Below are 13249 nucleotides of genomic sequence, written 5' to 3'. Positions count from 1 at the left end.
GAAAGCAATGAAAATGCAAGGATTTGAACCTGAACCAGGTTTATTCCCTTATACTCCCGAGCCTGACCATGCACCGGACAGAGAACCGGCGCCCGAACGCAAAGAAGATGATGAGCCGGGAGAGGAGCCAAGACACAATAAAAGGGTATCAGGCAAGGCCAAAAGTACCCTGGAGGTGGTAAAGGAAGTCGGCGCTACCCAAATCCCTGAAATTAAAAGCAACATCCACTGCCTGACCATCATCGGCCAGATTGAGGGTCACCTGGTACTGCCGCCCCAGAATAAAACCACCAAGTATGAGCATATGATCCCGCAGTTGGTGGCGCTTGAACAGGCGCAGGAAATAGAGGGCATTTTAATTGTTTTAAACACGGTAGGCGGTGACGTCGAGGCTGGGCTGGCCATAGCGGAGATGATCGCCGGCATGTCAAAGCCGACCGTTTCTGTAGTTCTAGGAGGCGGGCATTCGATTGGTGTGCCGATTGCGGTCAGCACTGCTTATTCTTATATCGCCAATACCGCAAGCATGACCATCCACCCGATCCGGCTGAACGGCCTGGTCATCGGTGTGCCGCAGACCTACGAATACCTCGATAAGATGCAGGACCGGGTTGTGCGGTTTACCATAGAGCACTCCAAGATCACAGAGGAGAAATTTCGTGAACTGATGTTCCGGACCGGAGAGCTGGCCAGGGACATCGGAACGGTGTTAATCGGCAAGGACGCGGTGGAAGTGGGGCTGATCGACGAGGTCGGGGGTATAGGAGACGCCGTTAAGAAACTGAACAGCCTGATCGAAGCCTGGAAAATGAACCGGAGAGAGGTGCCGCTGCAGTGATTTTATACACACCCATGCAGTTGGAACTGGTGCTGGAAGGCTTCGACAAAACAGAGTACCCGGAATATAAAGAAATCGACTATAAAGGAGTCCGGATGCTGGTCGAAGGAGCTGGCTACGGCAGGAGGAGGATCGTAAAACTTCTAAGCACCAACCCTTACGACTACCTGCGGCCTGAAATGACCCCCGGCAGCCTGATCGAATGCTGAAAACAAAATCCCGGCTCTGCCGGGATTTTTCTTTTTTGTCATAATGTAATCTCTTTTAGGCGCGATAATAATTCTTGTACTAAATGAGAGTGTTATAGCGATAATAACCACAATAATTGCGATATATTGAATCCAAAATAAACGTATATTGGTGCATTGTCCAGTTCCGGGTGAGCAATATTCAATATGAAAAGAGATTAATTTGTTTTTTTGGACAGGGCTGCCATGGTATAATAGGTGCTGTAGTTTAGATGGAACGAGGTGTTTGGTTTGACGGTATTTCAGGCGCTGGTGCTGGGAGTCGTTCAGGGGTTGGGGGAGTTTTTGCCCATATCAAGCTCCGCTCACCTGGTCCTGGCGCCATGGGCTTTTGGCTGGCAGGACCCAGGCCTGTCTTTTGACGTGGCGCTGCACATGGGCACGCTCCTGGCCGTGGTGGCTTTTTTCTGGAGGGACTGGCTGGAGCTGTTCAGTGAGGCGATAATAAGGCGCAGTGGCACTAAGAGGGCATCTTTATTTTGGTACCTGGTGGCGGCGACCATACCCGGCGCGCTGGCAGGGTACCTCTTGGAGGACCAGGCTGAGACTACCTTCCGGAACCCGCTGCTTATAGCTGTCATGCTGATTGCCATGGGCGTAATCCTCTACCTGGTGGACCGGCGGGCGGCCAAAAGAAAAGGCCTTATGGAGATGTCTTTGGCGGACAGCCTGCTGATCGGCCTGTCACAGGCATTTGCCATCATCCCGGGCGTTTCCCGTTCCGGAGTTACCATGACCGCCGGCAGGTCGCTCGGGTTTACCCGTGAAACCGCAGCCAGGTTTTCGTTCCTGCTGTCCACGCCAATCATTTTCGGGGCGGGCGTCATGAAGTTAAAGGATATATCAGCAGGCGATTTTACCCTGCCTTTTATCATCGGCATTGTTTCTTCCGCCGTGGTCGGTTTCCTGTCCATCGGCTTCCTGCTGAGGTACCTGACTGAGCGCAGTTTTACCATGTTTGTCTGGTATCGTTTCGCGCTGGGGCTGGCGATCATAGGTTTGGTTATAGTCAGGACGTTTTAGGGGTTTTAGTTGGTTTAATTAGCCTTCCCCTGTTGCGGGAAGGCTATTTTATGTGTATTTAAAGGATTTTTGCCCAATCTGTGGTATATTATTTCTGGAGGGTGACGCATGGGAGCGCTGGGCCAGCTTAAGGAAGAGCTTAAATATGAAATATTCGGGATCGCCCTGATCGCGCTTGGCGTATTAAGCATCGTCTGCCTGCTTTCACCAGCGTCCGGGCTGGTGAGCGGTGTGATCGACAAGATCCTGAAAAGCATTGCCGGCGAGGGTCGTTACCTGTTCCCGCTGCTGCTGCTGCTGCTTGGGGCCAGGCTGGTGCATAAAAGGAGCCGCACCAGTGTTTCCGAGAGGATGTACGGTATTGTCCTTTTATTTTTAGTGATCCTGTCCTTTTTCCACCTCATTATCCCGCTTGAGGATTCCTTTAAAGCCGGTGTGTCGGGTGACGGAGGAGGGATTATCGGGGCGCTGATAAGTTATGTTTGCCGTAAATCTTTTGGCATTGTGGGGACCTACATTATACTGATTACGCTCGGTCTGATCGGGCTGCTTCTGTTAACCAACCTGTCAGCGGCGGCTATGGCTAAAGGTTTTTCGCTGAGGACCAGGGATGCTTTAAAAAAAGGGACTGAGGGCATGACCAATTTTCTTTTCACCGAGGTTGAGGATGAAAAGGAGGCAGAGCATGCCGCGCCGGTGATAATTAACCACGAGGGAGAGCAGTTTTCCATAATCGAAAGCCCGACGGGCAGTAAAGAAAATAATCAAAAAGAGAGGGTTTTAGATTTTTCCGCTGCCGCCAAAAAGAAAGCGGACGTCCCGGTTGAGGCAAATACTGAGGCAAGTCCTCCTGCCGCTAAAGAAATAGACGACATTGAGGAATTTTATCCCATTGGATCCCAGGCTGACACTTTATCCTTCAGACTGCCTTCACTCTCTATCCTGTCACGCCCGCACAGAGTGAAAAATATCAGAATGAACAAGGATATCAACGAAAATATCCGCATTCTGGAAGAAACCCTGGAGAGCTTCGGAGTGAAGGCCAAGGTAATCCAGGTTTCGAAAGGGCCGGCCATTACCCGTTACGAGATCCAGCCTCCCGCCGGGGTGAAAGTCAGCCGGATCGTAAGCCTGGCTGATGATATCGCCCTTTCCATGGCTGCTCCCGGCGTACGCATCGAAGCGCCAATTCCGGGCAAGGCCGCTGTTGGGATAGAAGTGCCTAATAAAGAAATCTCCATGGTCCACGTCAGAGATATCCTGGAAACACAGGAGTTTACCCAGGCCGGCTCCAGGCTCAGTATAGCCCTGGGAAAGGATATTGCAGGAAACCCCATTGTTACCGACCTGGCCAAAATGCCTCATTTATTAATCGCGGGCGCTACAGGGTCGGGTAAAAGTGTCTGTCTGAACACGCTGATTACAAGTATTCTTTTCAAGGCCACACCGGACGAAGTAAAACTCTTGATGATCGATCCCAAAATGGTTGAGCTGGCCACATATAACGGTATTCCTCACCTGGTCAACCCTGTGGTGACGGACCCTAAAAAGGCGGCCACGGCATTGCGCTGGGCGGTCAGGGAAATGGAGCGCCGCTATGAGCTGTTTGCCCTGGCCGGTGTGCGGGATATAACCAGATATAACAAGCTGTTTAAAAGCAAGGACCCCGGCACGGGACAGCCGCTGCCCCTGATCGTGGTGATCATAGATGAGCTGGCTGACCTGATGATGGTGGCGCCGGCCGATGTTGAGGATGCGGTCTGCAGGCTGGCGCAGATGGCCAGGGCCGCGGGCATCCACCTGGTGGTGGCGACCCAGCGCCCTTCGGTGGATGTTATTACCGGGTTGATCAAAGCTAACATTACTTCGAGGATCTCTTTCGCCGTTTCTTCACAGATAGATTCCCGCACCATTCTTGACATGGCCGGGGCGGAAAAACTGCTGGGGAAAGGCGACATGCTCTTCTTCCCGGTGGGCACCTCCAAGCCCGTGCGCATCCAGGGCGCCTACCTGTCGGACAGGGAAGTGGAGGACCTGGTCAGCTACCTGAAGAAGCAGGCTGAACCGGTATATGATGAAAAAATACTTACCCAGGAGTATGAGGATGAAGCTGTGCCGGATGTTGAGGATGAACTGCTGGCACAGGCCGTAAAAATATTGATTGAGAGCGGCCATGCCTCAATTTCCATGCTGCAGCGCAGGCTGCACATAGGGTACGCCAGGGCCGCCCGACTGATTGACATTATGGAACAGAGGGGTATTGTCGGCGGCTATGAGGGAAGCAAACCCAGGGCGATTCTAATGACCCTGGACCAGTACAACCAGGTCTTCAGAAAAAAATAAGTGCCTGGACTGTGCTGCGGCTGGTTGATATTTTTAAAACAAAAAGGAAACCCTAAGCCATGAGATATTTAAACAGGTTTGAACGGAAACATTGAGGTCAAACATAAATGTTTGAAGACATTACGATTAATGAAGCTGCGCGGTTGAGTAATACGCTGTGGGTTGACGTTCGTTCCGAGAATGAATATGCGGAGGATACTATTCCGGGATCTGTAAACCTGCCTGTTTTAAACAATGAGGAAAGGGCACTGGTCGGCGCATCATACCACCATGACGGCCCGGATGCCTCCAGAAGATTGGCCCTGCAGCTGGCGGCGCCCAAGCTGCCCGCGAAGATAAGAAAGTTGGACAGTCTGGCGGGCGAGAAAAACCTGGTTGTCTTCTGCTGGCGCGGCGGTGAGCGCAGCCGGTTTATGGCCTCAGTGCTGGATACCATGGGCTACCGCGTTTACCGTGTGATCGGCGGTTACAAATCCTACCGGCGCTATGTCAATGAATTTCTTGAACAAGAAGAATTAACCCAGCGGGCTGTTGTCCTGCACGGACTCACCGGGGTGGGCAAGACGGAAGTGCTTTTGCAGCTGGGCCGCAAAGGGCTGCCCGTACTGGACCTGGAGGGGTTGGCCCGGCACAGGGGATCGGTGTTCGGAAAAATCGGCCTGCCGCCTTCCCCCAGCCAAAAGTCATTTGAAAGTTCCATCATTTTGTTTTTGACTTCCATAGGCGATAAAGGTGTTTTTATTGTCGAGTGCGAGAGCAGGCGGGTTGGCAACCTGCTGGTCCCGCCGCCTATGATGAACGCCATAAGAAACGGCATCAGGGTTTTGTTGTACGCGCCCCTGGCCGAACGGGTCAGGCGGATCCGCGAGATTTATACCAGCGGTCCGGGTGACAATGTCAAGCAACTGCAGGAAGCGACTTCTTCTTTAGTAAAGAGAATTGGTCGGGTTAAAGTAGAGGAGCTTAACAGGATGCTAGAAGAAAGGAACTTCGATCCGGTTTTTTCATTTCTTTTAAAGTATTATTATGATCCTTTGTACAAATACCCTGAAGGTCCCAGTCCTGATTACAGTATTTGTGTGGACACGACAGATATTGAAAGAGCGTCTGAAATTGTCTTCAATTTTACGACAAACCTGCCCGAATATCAGAAGCAGCAGGGGTTTGGCGGCAAATTAAAAGATTAATCTAATGGGGGGCGGAACAGTGGAGATTGGCAAAACTTTAAAAGAGGCCAGAGAAGCGATGGGGCTCAGCCTGGAAGCGGTGGAAGAGGAAACCAAGATTCGCCGCAAGTATATCCAGGCTTTAGAGCAGGAGCAGTTTCAAGTCCTGCCCGGCCCTATTTACGCCAAGGCTTTCTTGAAGAACTACGCTAAATTTCTGGGTGTCAAAGTAGAAGAGATCATGGAAGAATACAGGCAGCAGTTTCCTGAACAGACCGCAACGGAGGAAAGTACAGCCCCAACAGCTCAAAGAGTTAAAAATAAGCCTCAAGTGCCTCAGGTAAAGCCTCGCTACTGGCTCTATATTGTTTCCGCAATAATAATCATCGGAGTGGTTATTTCTGTATTATTCGCCACGAAAGACATGTGGCCAAAACGGCCGGCTGCCGGCGGAAACAGCCAATTGCAGGCTGGTGAGCAGACTCAGGTTCCAGCACCGCAGCAGCCTCAGCCGGGACAGGTTGACGCTGCCAAGCCCTCGACAGTTAAAGTTGCGCTAAATGTGAAAAGCGACAGATGCTGGGTCAGAGTAGTAGTTGACGGCGCTCCTTCTTTTCAGGGTGAGTTGTCCGCCAACCAGACAAAGGAGTTTGAGGGCAAAGAAAAAATAGCCTTTACCCTGGGCAACGCAGGTGTGGTTGAAGTAATTGTAAACGGGCAAAACATGGGCTTTCTGGGCGCCTTTGGCCAGGTAATAGACCGTGAATTCAAGGTTTCCGGAACATAATATGACCGGGGGCTGCCCAAAAAATAATGTCACTGCCTATATTCCGGCTGAATGCAGGTGTAATTTGGTATGATTATGACTCCCAGTGCGCGGGGGCCTACATGAGTGCCGATTACGGCGCCAAGGGTTGATAAAACCGGTTCACCACAATGCAAACGCGGTATCAGCCTGCTGTAAATTTGGTCCGCGCCTTCCTGGTCCAGCCCGTGTACTATGGAACATATTACCTGCCGCCCGCCAGCCTTTTCTTCAATTATTTGAGCCAGCCTTTCAATAGCCCTGGACTTTCCCCTGACCTTTTCCAGCGGTTCAACCACCCCGTCATTTAAGTACAGGAGAGGCTTGATGCTGAGAATAGTGCCCAGCAAAGCCTGTGCCCTGCCGATCCGCCCGCCTCTGGCCAGGTATTCCAGAGTATCAACAAAAAAATAAAGTTTTACTTTTGAGATCATTTTGCCAATCATATCCAGAACCTCAATTTTTGTTTTACCGCTGGCTGCCGCGCGCGCCGCTTCCAGTACGATCAACCCTAAACCCATGCTGGCTGATCTTGAATCGATCACATCAATGTCTGAGTCCGGCAGCATCTCTCTGGCCATCCTGGCAGACTGACAGGTGCCGCTCAAAGCGGAAGAAAGATGAATGGAAATGACGCTGGCGCCGCTCGCGGCCAGCCCGCTGAAAACTTTATGAAATTCGGCCGGGGCAGGTTGGGAGGTTTTGGAGTATTCCTTCTTTTCAACCTGGCGGCGGTAAAATTGTTCGGTTTTTATGTCAACACCGTCCAGCAGCGGCTCTTCATCGTTAAAAATAACCTTCAACGGTACTACTGTAATCCTGTGTTTTTCGATAAGCTCTTCAGGCAGGTCGGCTGTGCTGTCAGTCACGATTCTTATTTCATTCATAAATTCACCTTTGGTTTATATTTTACTCAACAGATATGATCAGGTCATAAACCGGCTGCCCGCCTTGCTGCAGCTCGAATTCATTTCCTTCATATTTCTCCCGAGCAGCGTCAAGCAGTGTTTCTATTTCACCAGCATTCACGTTCTCACCGTAGTACAGGGTAACCAGTTTACCACTGCCTTCCACCAGTTTTCCCAGAATATCATTCAGCACCTTGGACATGTCATCGCCGGCGGTGATCAGGTCATCATCAACCAGGCCAATTAATTGTCCTTTTTTTATGACTATGTCTTTATAAGTCGTATCCCTTACTGCCCTGGTTACCTCAGCGCTGCTGACTGATGAAAGTGCTTCCTTCATTCTGTTGACATTGTTTTCAAGAGTATCTTCCGGGTTCAAAGAAAGCAGGGCGCTGATGCCTTGAGGGATGCTTGTGGAAGGGATGACGGTGATCTCTTTGCTGGAAAGTCCTCTGGCCTGTTCAGCGGCCAGGATGATATTCTTGTTGTTGGGAAGAATGATCACTTTTACAGAAGGGGCCTGGGCGGCCATTTCCAGGAGTTCACCCGTGCTGGGATTTAGGGTCTGGCCTCCGGCAAGCACCGCGTCCGCGCCGAGGTTCTTTAAAATTGAAGATATGCCCTCGCCGGCGCCCACCGCAATAACCGCAAAAGGTTTGTTGTTTTTGTCATAACTGATAAAATCTTTGTATTGTTCAGACATGTTGTTAATCTTTAAATCACTTAACTGCCCGTGCTTCAGACAGCATTCCAGGATAAGACCGGGGTGGTTTGAGTGAATATGCACCTTTACTGTGCAGCTGTCCCCAACTACCAGCAAACTGTCACCATAGGGCAGAAGTTCACTCTTGATCTTATCTATGGCAAGATGTTTGCCTTTAATCATAAGTTCAGTGCAATAGATAAAATTCAGCGACTGGAGGCTTCTTTCAAAATCTGACAGGTTCTGTGCCTGGCTGGTTTTAAGGGTTTCTGTTTTCGGAGCAGTTGTCTTTGCCATGGGAGATGCAGATTTCAAAGCCTGCAGGGCGCCTTCCAATATTGTCACAAAACCTTTGCCTCCCGCGTCAACAACCCCGGCCTGCTTAAGCACGGGCAGCAGGTCGGGTGTTTTCTGCAAAGCGGTAAAGGCGCTTTTCATAACAGCCACCATCACTCTTAGCAGGTCATTGCTGCGCTGGTTGGCCGCGCCCTCGGCGGTTTTTTTGACCACTGTCAAAATAGTGCCCTCCACAGGAGTCAGTACAGCCCTGTAGGCCATCTGGGCGCCCTTTTCCAGAGCCTCTGCCAGGTCGGCGGCGGAAGCCTGTTCTTTTGAACTCAATGAATGGGCAAAGCCCTGGAGGACCTGGGAAAGAATCACCCCGGAATTACCCCTGGCGCCTAACAGCCCGCCGCGGGCGCTTGCCTCCGCCACCAGTCCTATATGATGTGATTCTACGTTAAGGGCTTCCTTTAACGAGGACGCCAGGGTCTGACACATGTTTGTTCCGGTATCCCCGTCCGGCACCGGAAAAACATTTAAAGAATCAATCTCGTCTTTTGTCTGCTCCAGCAGGTCTACGGCCCCCCGCAGCATTATTTTCAGGTCGTCTCCGTTAAAGGTATATACTGCCATGCCAGGGTCTCCTTCCTTAGTACACTTTTTACATTTCGACATTTTATCTTTATTTCCTCCGGAAGCTTTGTCGCAAAAAACACGGTAACCTTTGACATTTTCCGTTCCAGGTTGTACATTTAATAGAAAATCCATAAGGCAGGTGTGTTGGGGTGGCAAAGGAAAACACTTTCGATATTGTATCGCGGGTGGACATGCAGGAGGTTAGAAACGCAGTCGATCAGTCGATCAGGGAACTGCGCACCCGTTTTGATTTTAAGGGAAGTAAAAGTGACATAATTTTTGATGGTGAAGAAATCTTACTGGTTGGTGATGATGAGTTTAAACTGAAAAACGTGATTGATATTCTGGAAACAAAAATGGTGAAGCGGGAGATAAATCTGAAAGCGCTGAGGTACGGTAAAATCGAGCCGGGCGCCAAGGATACGGTCCGTCAGAAAGTAAGCCTGGTCCAGGGTCTGGATAAAGACAGGGCTAAAGTGATTACCAAGCTGGTTAAAGACAGCAAACTGAAAGTACAGGTCTCAATACAGGGGGACCAGGTCAGGATCAGCGGTAAAAACCGGGATGACCTGCAGGCAATAATCCAGATTATTAAGGACCATGATTTTGATATACCCCTGCAGTTTGTCAACTACCGTACATATTAGCAATTATTGAAAGGAATTTATATGGTCTTAAAAGTTGGGCTGGTAAGTTTGGGCTGTCCAAAAAACCTGGTGGATTCAGAAGTCATGCTGGGTTTAATCAAAGATGCAGGCTATGAAGTTACCGGCAGTGAGCAGGAAGCCGATATTCTGGTTGTGAACACCTGCTCCTTTATTAATGATGCCAAAGAAGAATCCATTAAAACAATTTTTGAAATGGCGCGGCACAAGGATGAAGGCAGCTGCCGTGTCCTTCTGGTAACGGGATGCCTGGCCCAGCGTTACCCGAGACAGCTTTTAAATGAAATACCGGAAATAGACGGTCTTATTGGCACAGGCGCGCTGCCGGGTATCACCGCGGCCATCAGGCAGGCACTGGCCGGTGAGAGGGTTTTAATGGTTAACGAGCCGGGACATCTCAATACCGGTGCTAACCCAAGGCTGCTGGCCACTCCCGCCTATTCGGCGTACCTTAAAATAGCGGAAGGCTGCGACAACCGCTGCTCGTACTGCACCATTCCGCAAGTCAGGGGACCTTACAAGAGCAGGACCATAGAAGATGTTATAAGCGAGGCGGCAGGCTTGGCCCGGCAGGGGGTGAAAGAGCTGATCCTGGTAGCCCAGGACACTACCCGTTACGGAATTGACCTTTACGGGGAACCGGCGCTGGACGACCTCCTGCTCGGGCTTGATCGAGTTGAAGAGCTGGTCTGGCTCAGACTCCTTTACACCTACCCAACTCTTTTTTCAGATAAACTGATCCAGGCTTTGGCCAGCACCGGCAAACTGTGCCGCTACCTTGACCTGCCCCTCCAACACGCAGCCGATACGGTTCTCAGGCGGATGAACCGGCGGGTCGGCATTCAGGAGATTACCCGTTTGCTGGAGAAACTGCGCGGTGCCATACCAGGGCTGACCCTGCGCACTTCTTTCATAGTTGGCTTTCCCGGTGAAACAGAAGATGAGTTTCAGGAACTGCTTGACTTCATGACTAAAATTAAGTTTGAGCGGGTCGGCATTTTTGCCTATTCCCGCGAAGAGGGCACACCCGCGGCGGCAATGCCCGGCCAGGTGCCGGAGGAAGTTAAACTGGCCAGGCGGGACAAAGCCATGGCGCTCCAAAAAAATATTTCCATGGAGATTAACCAGGGTAAAATCGGTGAGGAAATCTCTGTATTGGTGGAAAGGCGCAGAAATAAAAAGCTCCGCGTCTATGAGGGCAGAAGCGAGGGTGACGCGCCGGACATTGACGGCAAGGTTATTTTTAAATCAAGTAAGGACTTAGAACCTGGCAGCTTTGTAAGAGTGCTGATTAAAAGCGCAAGTCCCTATGACCTTGAAGGGGAACTGGTCACCTAAAATTCTAAAATCCGGTTCATAAAATGTAACAACATTGGACTGCCAAAAATTGCAGGTGCGACTTTAGTCGTCAGCGGAATGGGGACACATCTCTGTTTCAGGAATTTCTTAGTTGACGAGATATGTCCCCAGAATCTACTGGCAAACCCGACCGACAAGGTCGGCGCTAACGCACCTTGTTCGATTTGAAATCGAACCTACATATTTGGTGCTGCATAATAATGTGGACTACTCTGTCAACAACCTGGACACCTCTAAAGAATAGGTGTCCTCTTTTTGCGCTTTTTACCCAGCCATTTACTAGGGAAATGTCACAGCTCATTATGCTATAATAATGGGGCGATACGGCGCTATTTGCAGTTGGAAAGGGGATTTTCATGCAGTGGAAGGGCTTAAAAATAAATGTGATTGTTTTTTCTCTGCTCGCCGGAATTGCTCTTATTTTCAGCGCTCAGTATTTTTACCAGAAATACAGCACTCAGGGGCCTTTAAACACCGCACTGAATAACAGCCAAACTGTTGAATCGTATCAGCTGAAAAATGAAAATAACCAGCTGCTGGTGAGCGTAAAGATACGCTATGACGCCAACCTGATGCAGGCTTATAAGGAAGTGCGGAAAGAACTGGTCCGGGTCATCGGCCGGAAGGCTTATACCCTGTCACTGAGCGACAGCCGCGATGACGTACTGGAACAGGTATGGTACCAGAGCCAGTATGCCGTTTACCAGGCCCAGACGCAGGGCAGTTTTCAGGAAATGGCGTCGGTGGTTAACAGAGAGGCTCAGGCGCGCGGCGCTGAGGCCAAAATTTATGTTGACCAGGAAAACATTTACCTGCGCCTGCTGCACCAGGGGCACACACTCGATGAAGTTATTCCCCGCGGCGAGGGGCAGGTTGCCGGCAATTTACGCACATCCGGCAGTGGAGGTGGCACAAATGCTCAAGGAAATTAGTATAGGGCTGAGCCTGGCTGCGGTAATATACCTGCTTATTGCAGGTTACGATATTACCCCGCTGCTGTTTTTGGCTGCCGCTGGAGGCGGCCTGTATTACTTTGCCAGGATGCGCGGGCTGATAAATGTGAAAAACTTCGAGAACACCGGCAATACAGGCCGCCAGGAAGTTACCTTCAGCGATATCGGCGGCCAGGATTCCGCTATTCAGGAGCTTAAGGAAGCCCTGGATTTTATTAAAAATCATTTCAGCATACGCAAACTGGGCATTCGCCCTTTAAAAGGCATACTGCTGACCGGACCACCGGGAACTGGCAAGACTCTTATGGCCAGAGCCGCGGCCGGTTATACTGACGCTGCCTTTGTAGCCGCGTCAGGGTCAGAATTCATAGAAATGTACGCCGGTGTCGGCGCGCAGAGGGTAAGAAGGCTTTTTCAGTCTGCCAGGGAAAGCGCCTCCCGCCAGAATAAAAGCAACGCTCTGATTTTCATTGATGAGATTGAAATATTGGGCGGGAAAAGAGGGCAAACGACAAGCCATCTGGAGTATGATCAGACTTTAAATCAACTACTGGTGGAAATGGACGGGCTTAAAGTAGATGACAAGGTCAGAGTGCTGCTTATTGCGGCAACCAACAGGGCGGATATGCTCGACCCGGCACTGCTGAGGCCGGGCCGGTTTGACCGCAGGGTTAAGGTTGACCTGCCTGATAAAGAAGGAAGGATAGAAATCTTAAAGCTGCATACCAGAAACAAACCCCTGGCTGAAGATGTAAAGCTTGAGACAATAGCCAGGGAGTCTTTTGGCTTTTCCGGCGCTCACCTGGAAAGCCTGGCCAACGAGGCGGCAATCCTGGCGATGCGCGAGGGGTGCAAGGAAATTTGCCAGCGTCACTTTAACGAATCTATTGATAAGGTAATGCTGGGCGGCAGGCTCGACAGAAGGCCGTCTGAGGCCGACATGAGAAGGGTAGCCGTGCATGAGACTGGACACGCCCTGCTAAGTGAAATTGTCCGCAGCGGTTCGGTTTCAACTTTGACCGTAACCCCCCGCGGTGACGCGCTGGGCTATATGAGGCAGACACCGGAAGACGACACCTACTTATATACCAAAGACTATCTGGAAAATCAGATCTCGGTAATGCTGGCCGGGTCGGTAGCGGAGGAAATCATACTGGGCAACCGGAGCACAGGCTCTTCCGGAGATTTTGAACAGGCGCTGCGGGCCGCTGAAACCATGGTCCGCTCGGGCATGTCGAGACTGGGTGTGGTCTGCCCGGACACCCTGCCGCAGGACTTAAAACATCAAACCATCACTGAGATTGTCAAAGTCCAGGAAGA

Annotated in this window: 12 protein-coding genes; 10 read left to right on the top strand and 2 right to left on the bottom strand. The window is 50.7% G+C overall.

Annotation, left to right across the window (positions count from 1 at the left end; genetic code table 11):
* The first annotated feature begins 7 nt into the window (after window positions 1-7).
* The 6 genes from Pmgp_RS14280 to Pmgp_RS14255 all read left to right on the top strand — a co-directional run bounded on the left by Pmgp_RS14280 (window position 8) and on the right by Pmgp_RS14255 (window position 6405).
* Window positions 8-838 (top strand): ClpP family protease, encoded by an 831-nt coding sequence (locus Pmgp_RS14280; protein WP_427910040.1) that lies wholly within the window; start codon window positions 8-10, stop codon window positions 836-838.
* Window positions 835-1047 carry a YlzJ-like family protein gene (locus tag Pmgp_RS14275; protein ID WP_134214655.1) on the top strand — a complete coding sequence of 71 codons (213 nt, stop codon included), beginning with the start codon at window positions 835-837 and terminating at the stop codon, window positions 1045-1047. The genes Pmgp_RS14280 and Pmgp_RS14275 overlap by 4 nt, the downstream gene beginning before the upstream one ends.
* Before the next feature lie 270 nt (window positions 1048-1317).
* Window positions 1318-2109: an undecaprenyl-diphosphatase UppP gene (uppP, locus tag Pmgp_RS14270; RefSeq protein ID WP_134214654.1), complete on the top strand. Its 792-nt coding sequence runs from the start codon at window positions 1318-1320 to the stop codon at window positions 2107-2109.
* 108 nt (window positions 2110-2217) lie between these two features.
* Window positions 2218-4452: an FtsK/SpoIIIE family DNA translocase gene (locus tag Pmgp_RS14265; RefSeq protein WP_134214653.1), complete on the top strand. Its 2235-nt coding sequence runs from the start codon at window positions 2218-2220 to the stop codon at window positions 4450-4452.
* Window positions 4453-4559: 107 nt separating this feature from the next.
* Window positions 4560-5639: a tRNA 2-selenouridine(34) synthase MnmH gene (gene mnmH, locus Pmgp_RS14260; RefSeq protein WP_134214652.1), complete on the top strand. Its 1080-nt coding sequence runs from the start codon at window positions 4560-4562 to the stop codon at window positions 5637-5639.
* 19 nt (window positions 5640-5658) lie between these two features.
* A complete protein-coding gene (locus tag Pmgp_RS14255) occupies window positions 5659-6405 on the top strand; it encodes a helix-turn-helix domain-containing protein (protein WP_192902941.1) in 747 nt (248 codons plus the stop codon).
* A gap of 29 nt (window positions 6406-6434) precedes the next feature.
* On the opposite strand, the gene Pmgp_RS14250 is transcribed toward Pmgp_RS14255, so the two are convergent.
* Window positions 6435-7310, bottom strand: coding sequence for a DegV family protein (locus Pmgp_RS14250; RefSeq protein WP_134214650.1), 876 nt, complete (start codon window positions 7308-7310; stop codon window positions 6435-6437).
* Between the two features lie 22 nt (window positions 7311-7332).
* Window positions 7333-8949 (bottom strand): DAK2 domain-containing protein, encoded by a 1617-nt coding sequence (locus Pmgp_RS14245; RefSeq protein WP_134214649.1) that lies wholly within the window; start codon window positions 8947-8949, stop codon window positions 7333-7335.
* A gap of 152 nt (window positions 8950-9101) precedes the next feature.
* Between Pmgp_RS14245 and Pmgp_RS14240 the strand changes: the two genes are divergently transcribed.
* The 4 genes from Pmgp_RS14240 to Pmgp_RS14225 form a co-directional block, all read left to right on the top strand.
* Window positions 9102-9599, top strand: coding sequence for a YajQ family cyclic di-GMP-binding protein (locus tag Pmgp_RS14240; protein ID WP_134214648.1), 498 nt, complete (start codon window positions 9102-9104; stop codon window positions 9597-9599).
* Between the two features lie 21 nt (window positions 9600-9620).
* Window positions 9621-10955 (top strand): 30S ribosomal protein S12 methylthiotransferase RimO, encoded by a 1335-nt coding sequence (gene rimO / locus Pmgp_RS14235; protein WP_134214677.1) that lies wholly within the window; start codon window positions 9621-9623, stop codon window positions 10953-10955.
* Between the two features lie 377 nt (window positions 10956-11332).
* Complete coding sequence (locus tag Pmgp_RS14230) at window positions 11333-11908, top strand: hypothetical protein (RefSeq protein WP_134214647.1); 576 nt, start codon at window positions 11333-11335, stop codon at window positions 11906-11908.
* The coding region (locus Pmgp_RS14225; protein WP_134214646.1) for an AAA family ATPase at window positions 11892-13249 on the top strand (1358 nt) is incomplete at its 3' end. The genes Pmgp_RS14230 and Pmgp_RS14225, both read left to right, overlap by 17 nt.

Origin of the sequence: Pelotomaculum propionicicum, from assembly GCF_004369225.1 — a bacterium.
Taxonomy (GTDB): Bacteria; Bacillota; Desulfotomaculia; order Desulfotomaculales; family Pelotomaculaceae; genus Pelotomaculum_B; species Pelotomaculum_B propionicicum.
The sequence above is the reverse complement of the archived record's forward strand: the minus strand, read 5'-3'. Positions and strand labels throughout refer to the sequence as shown.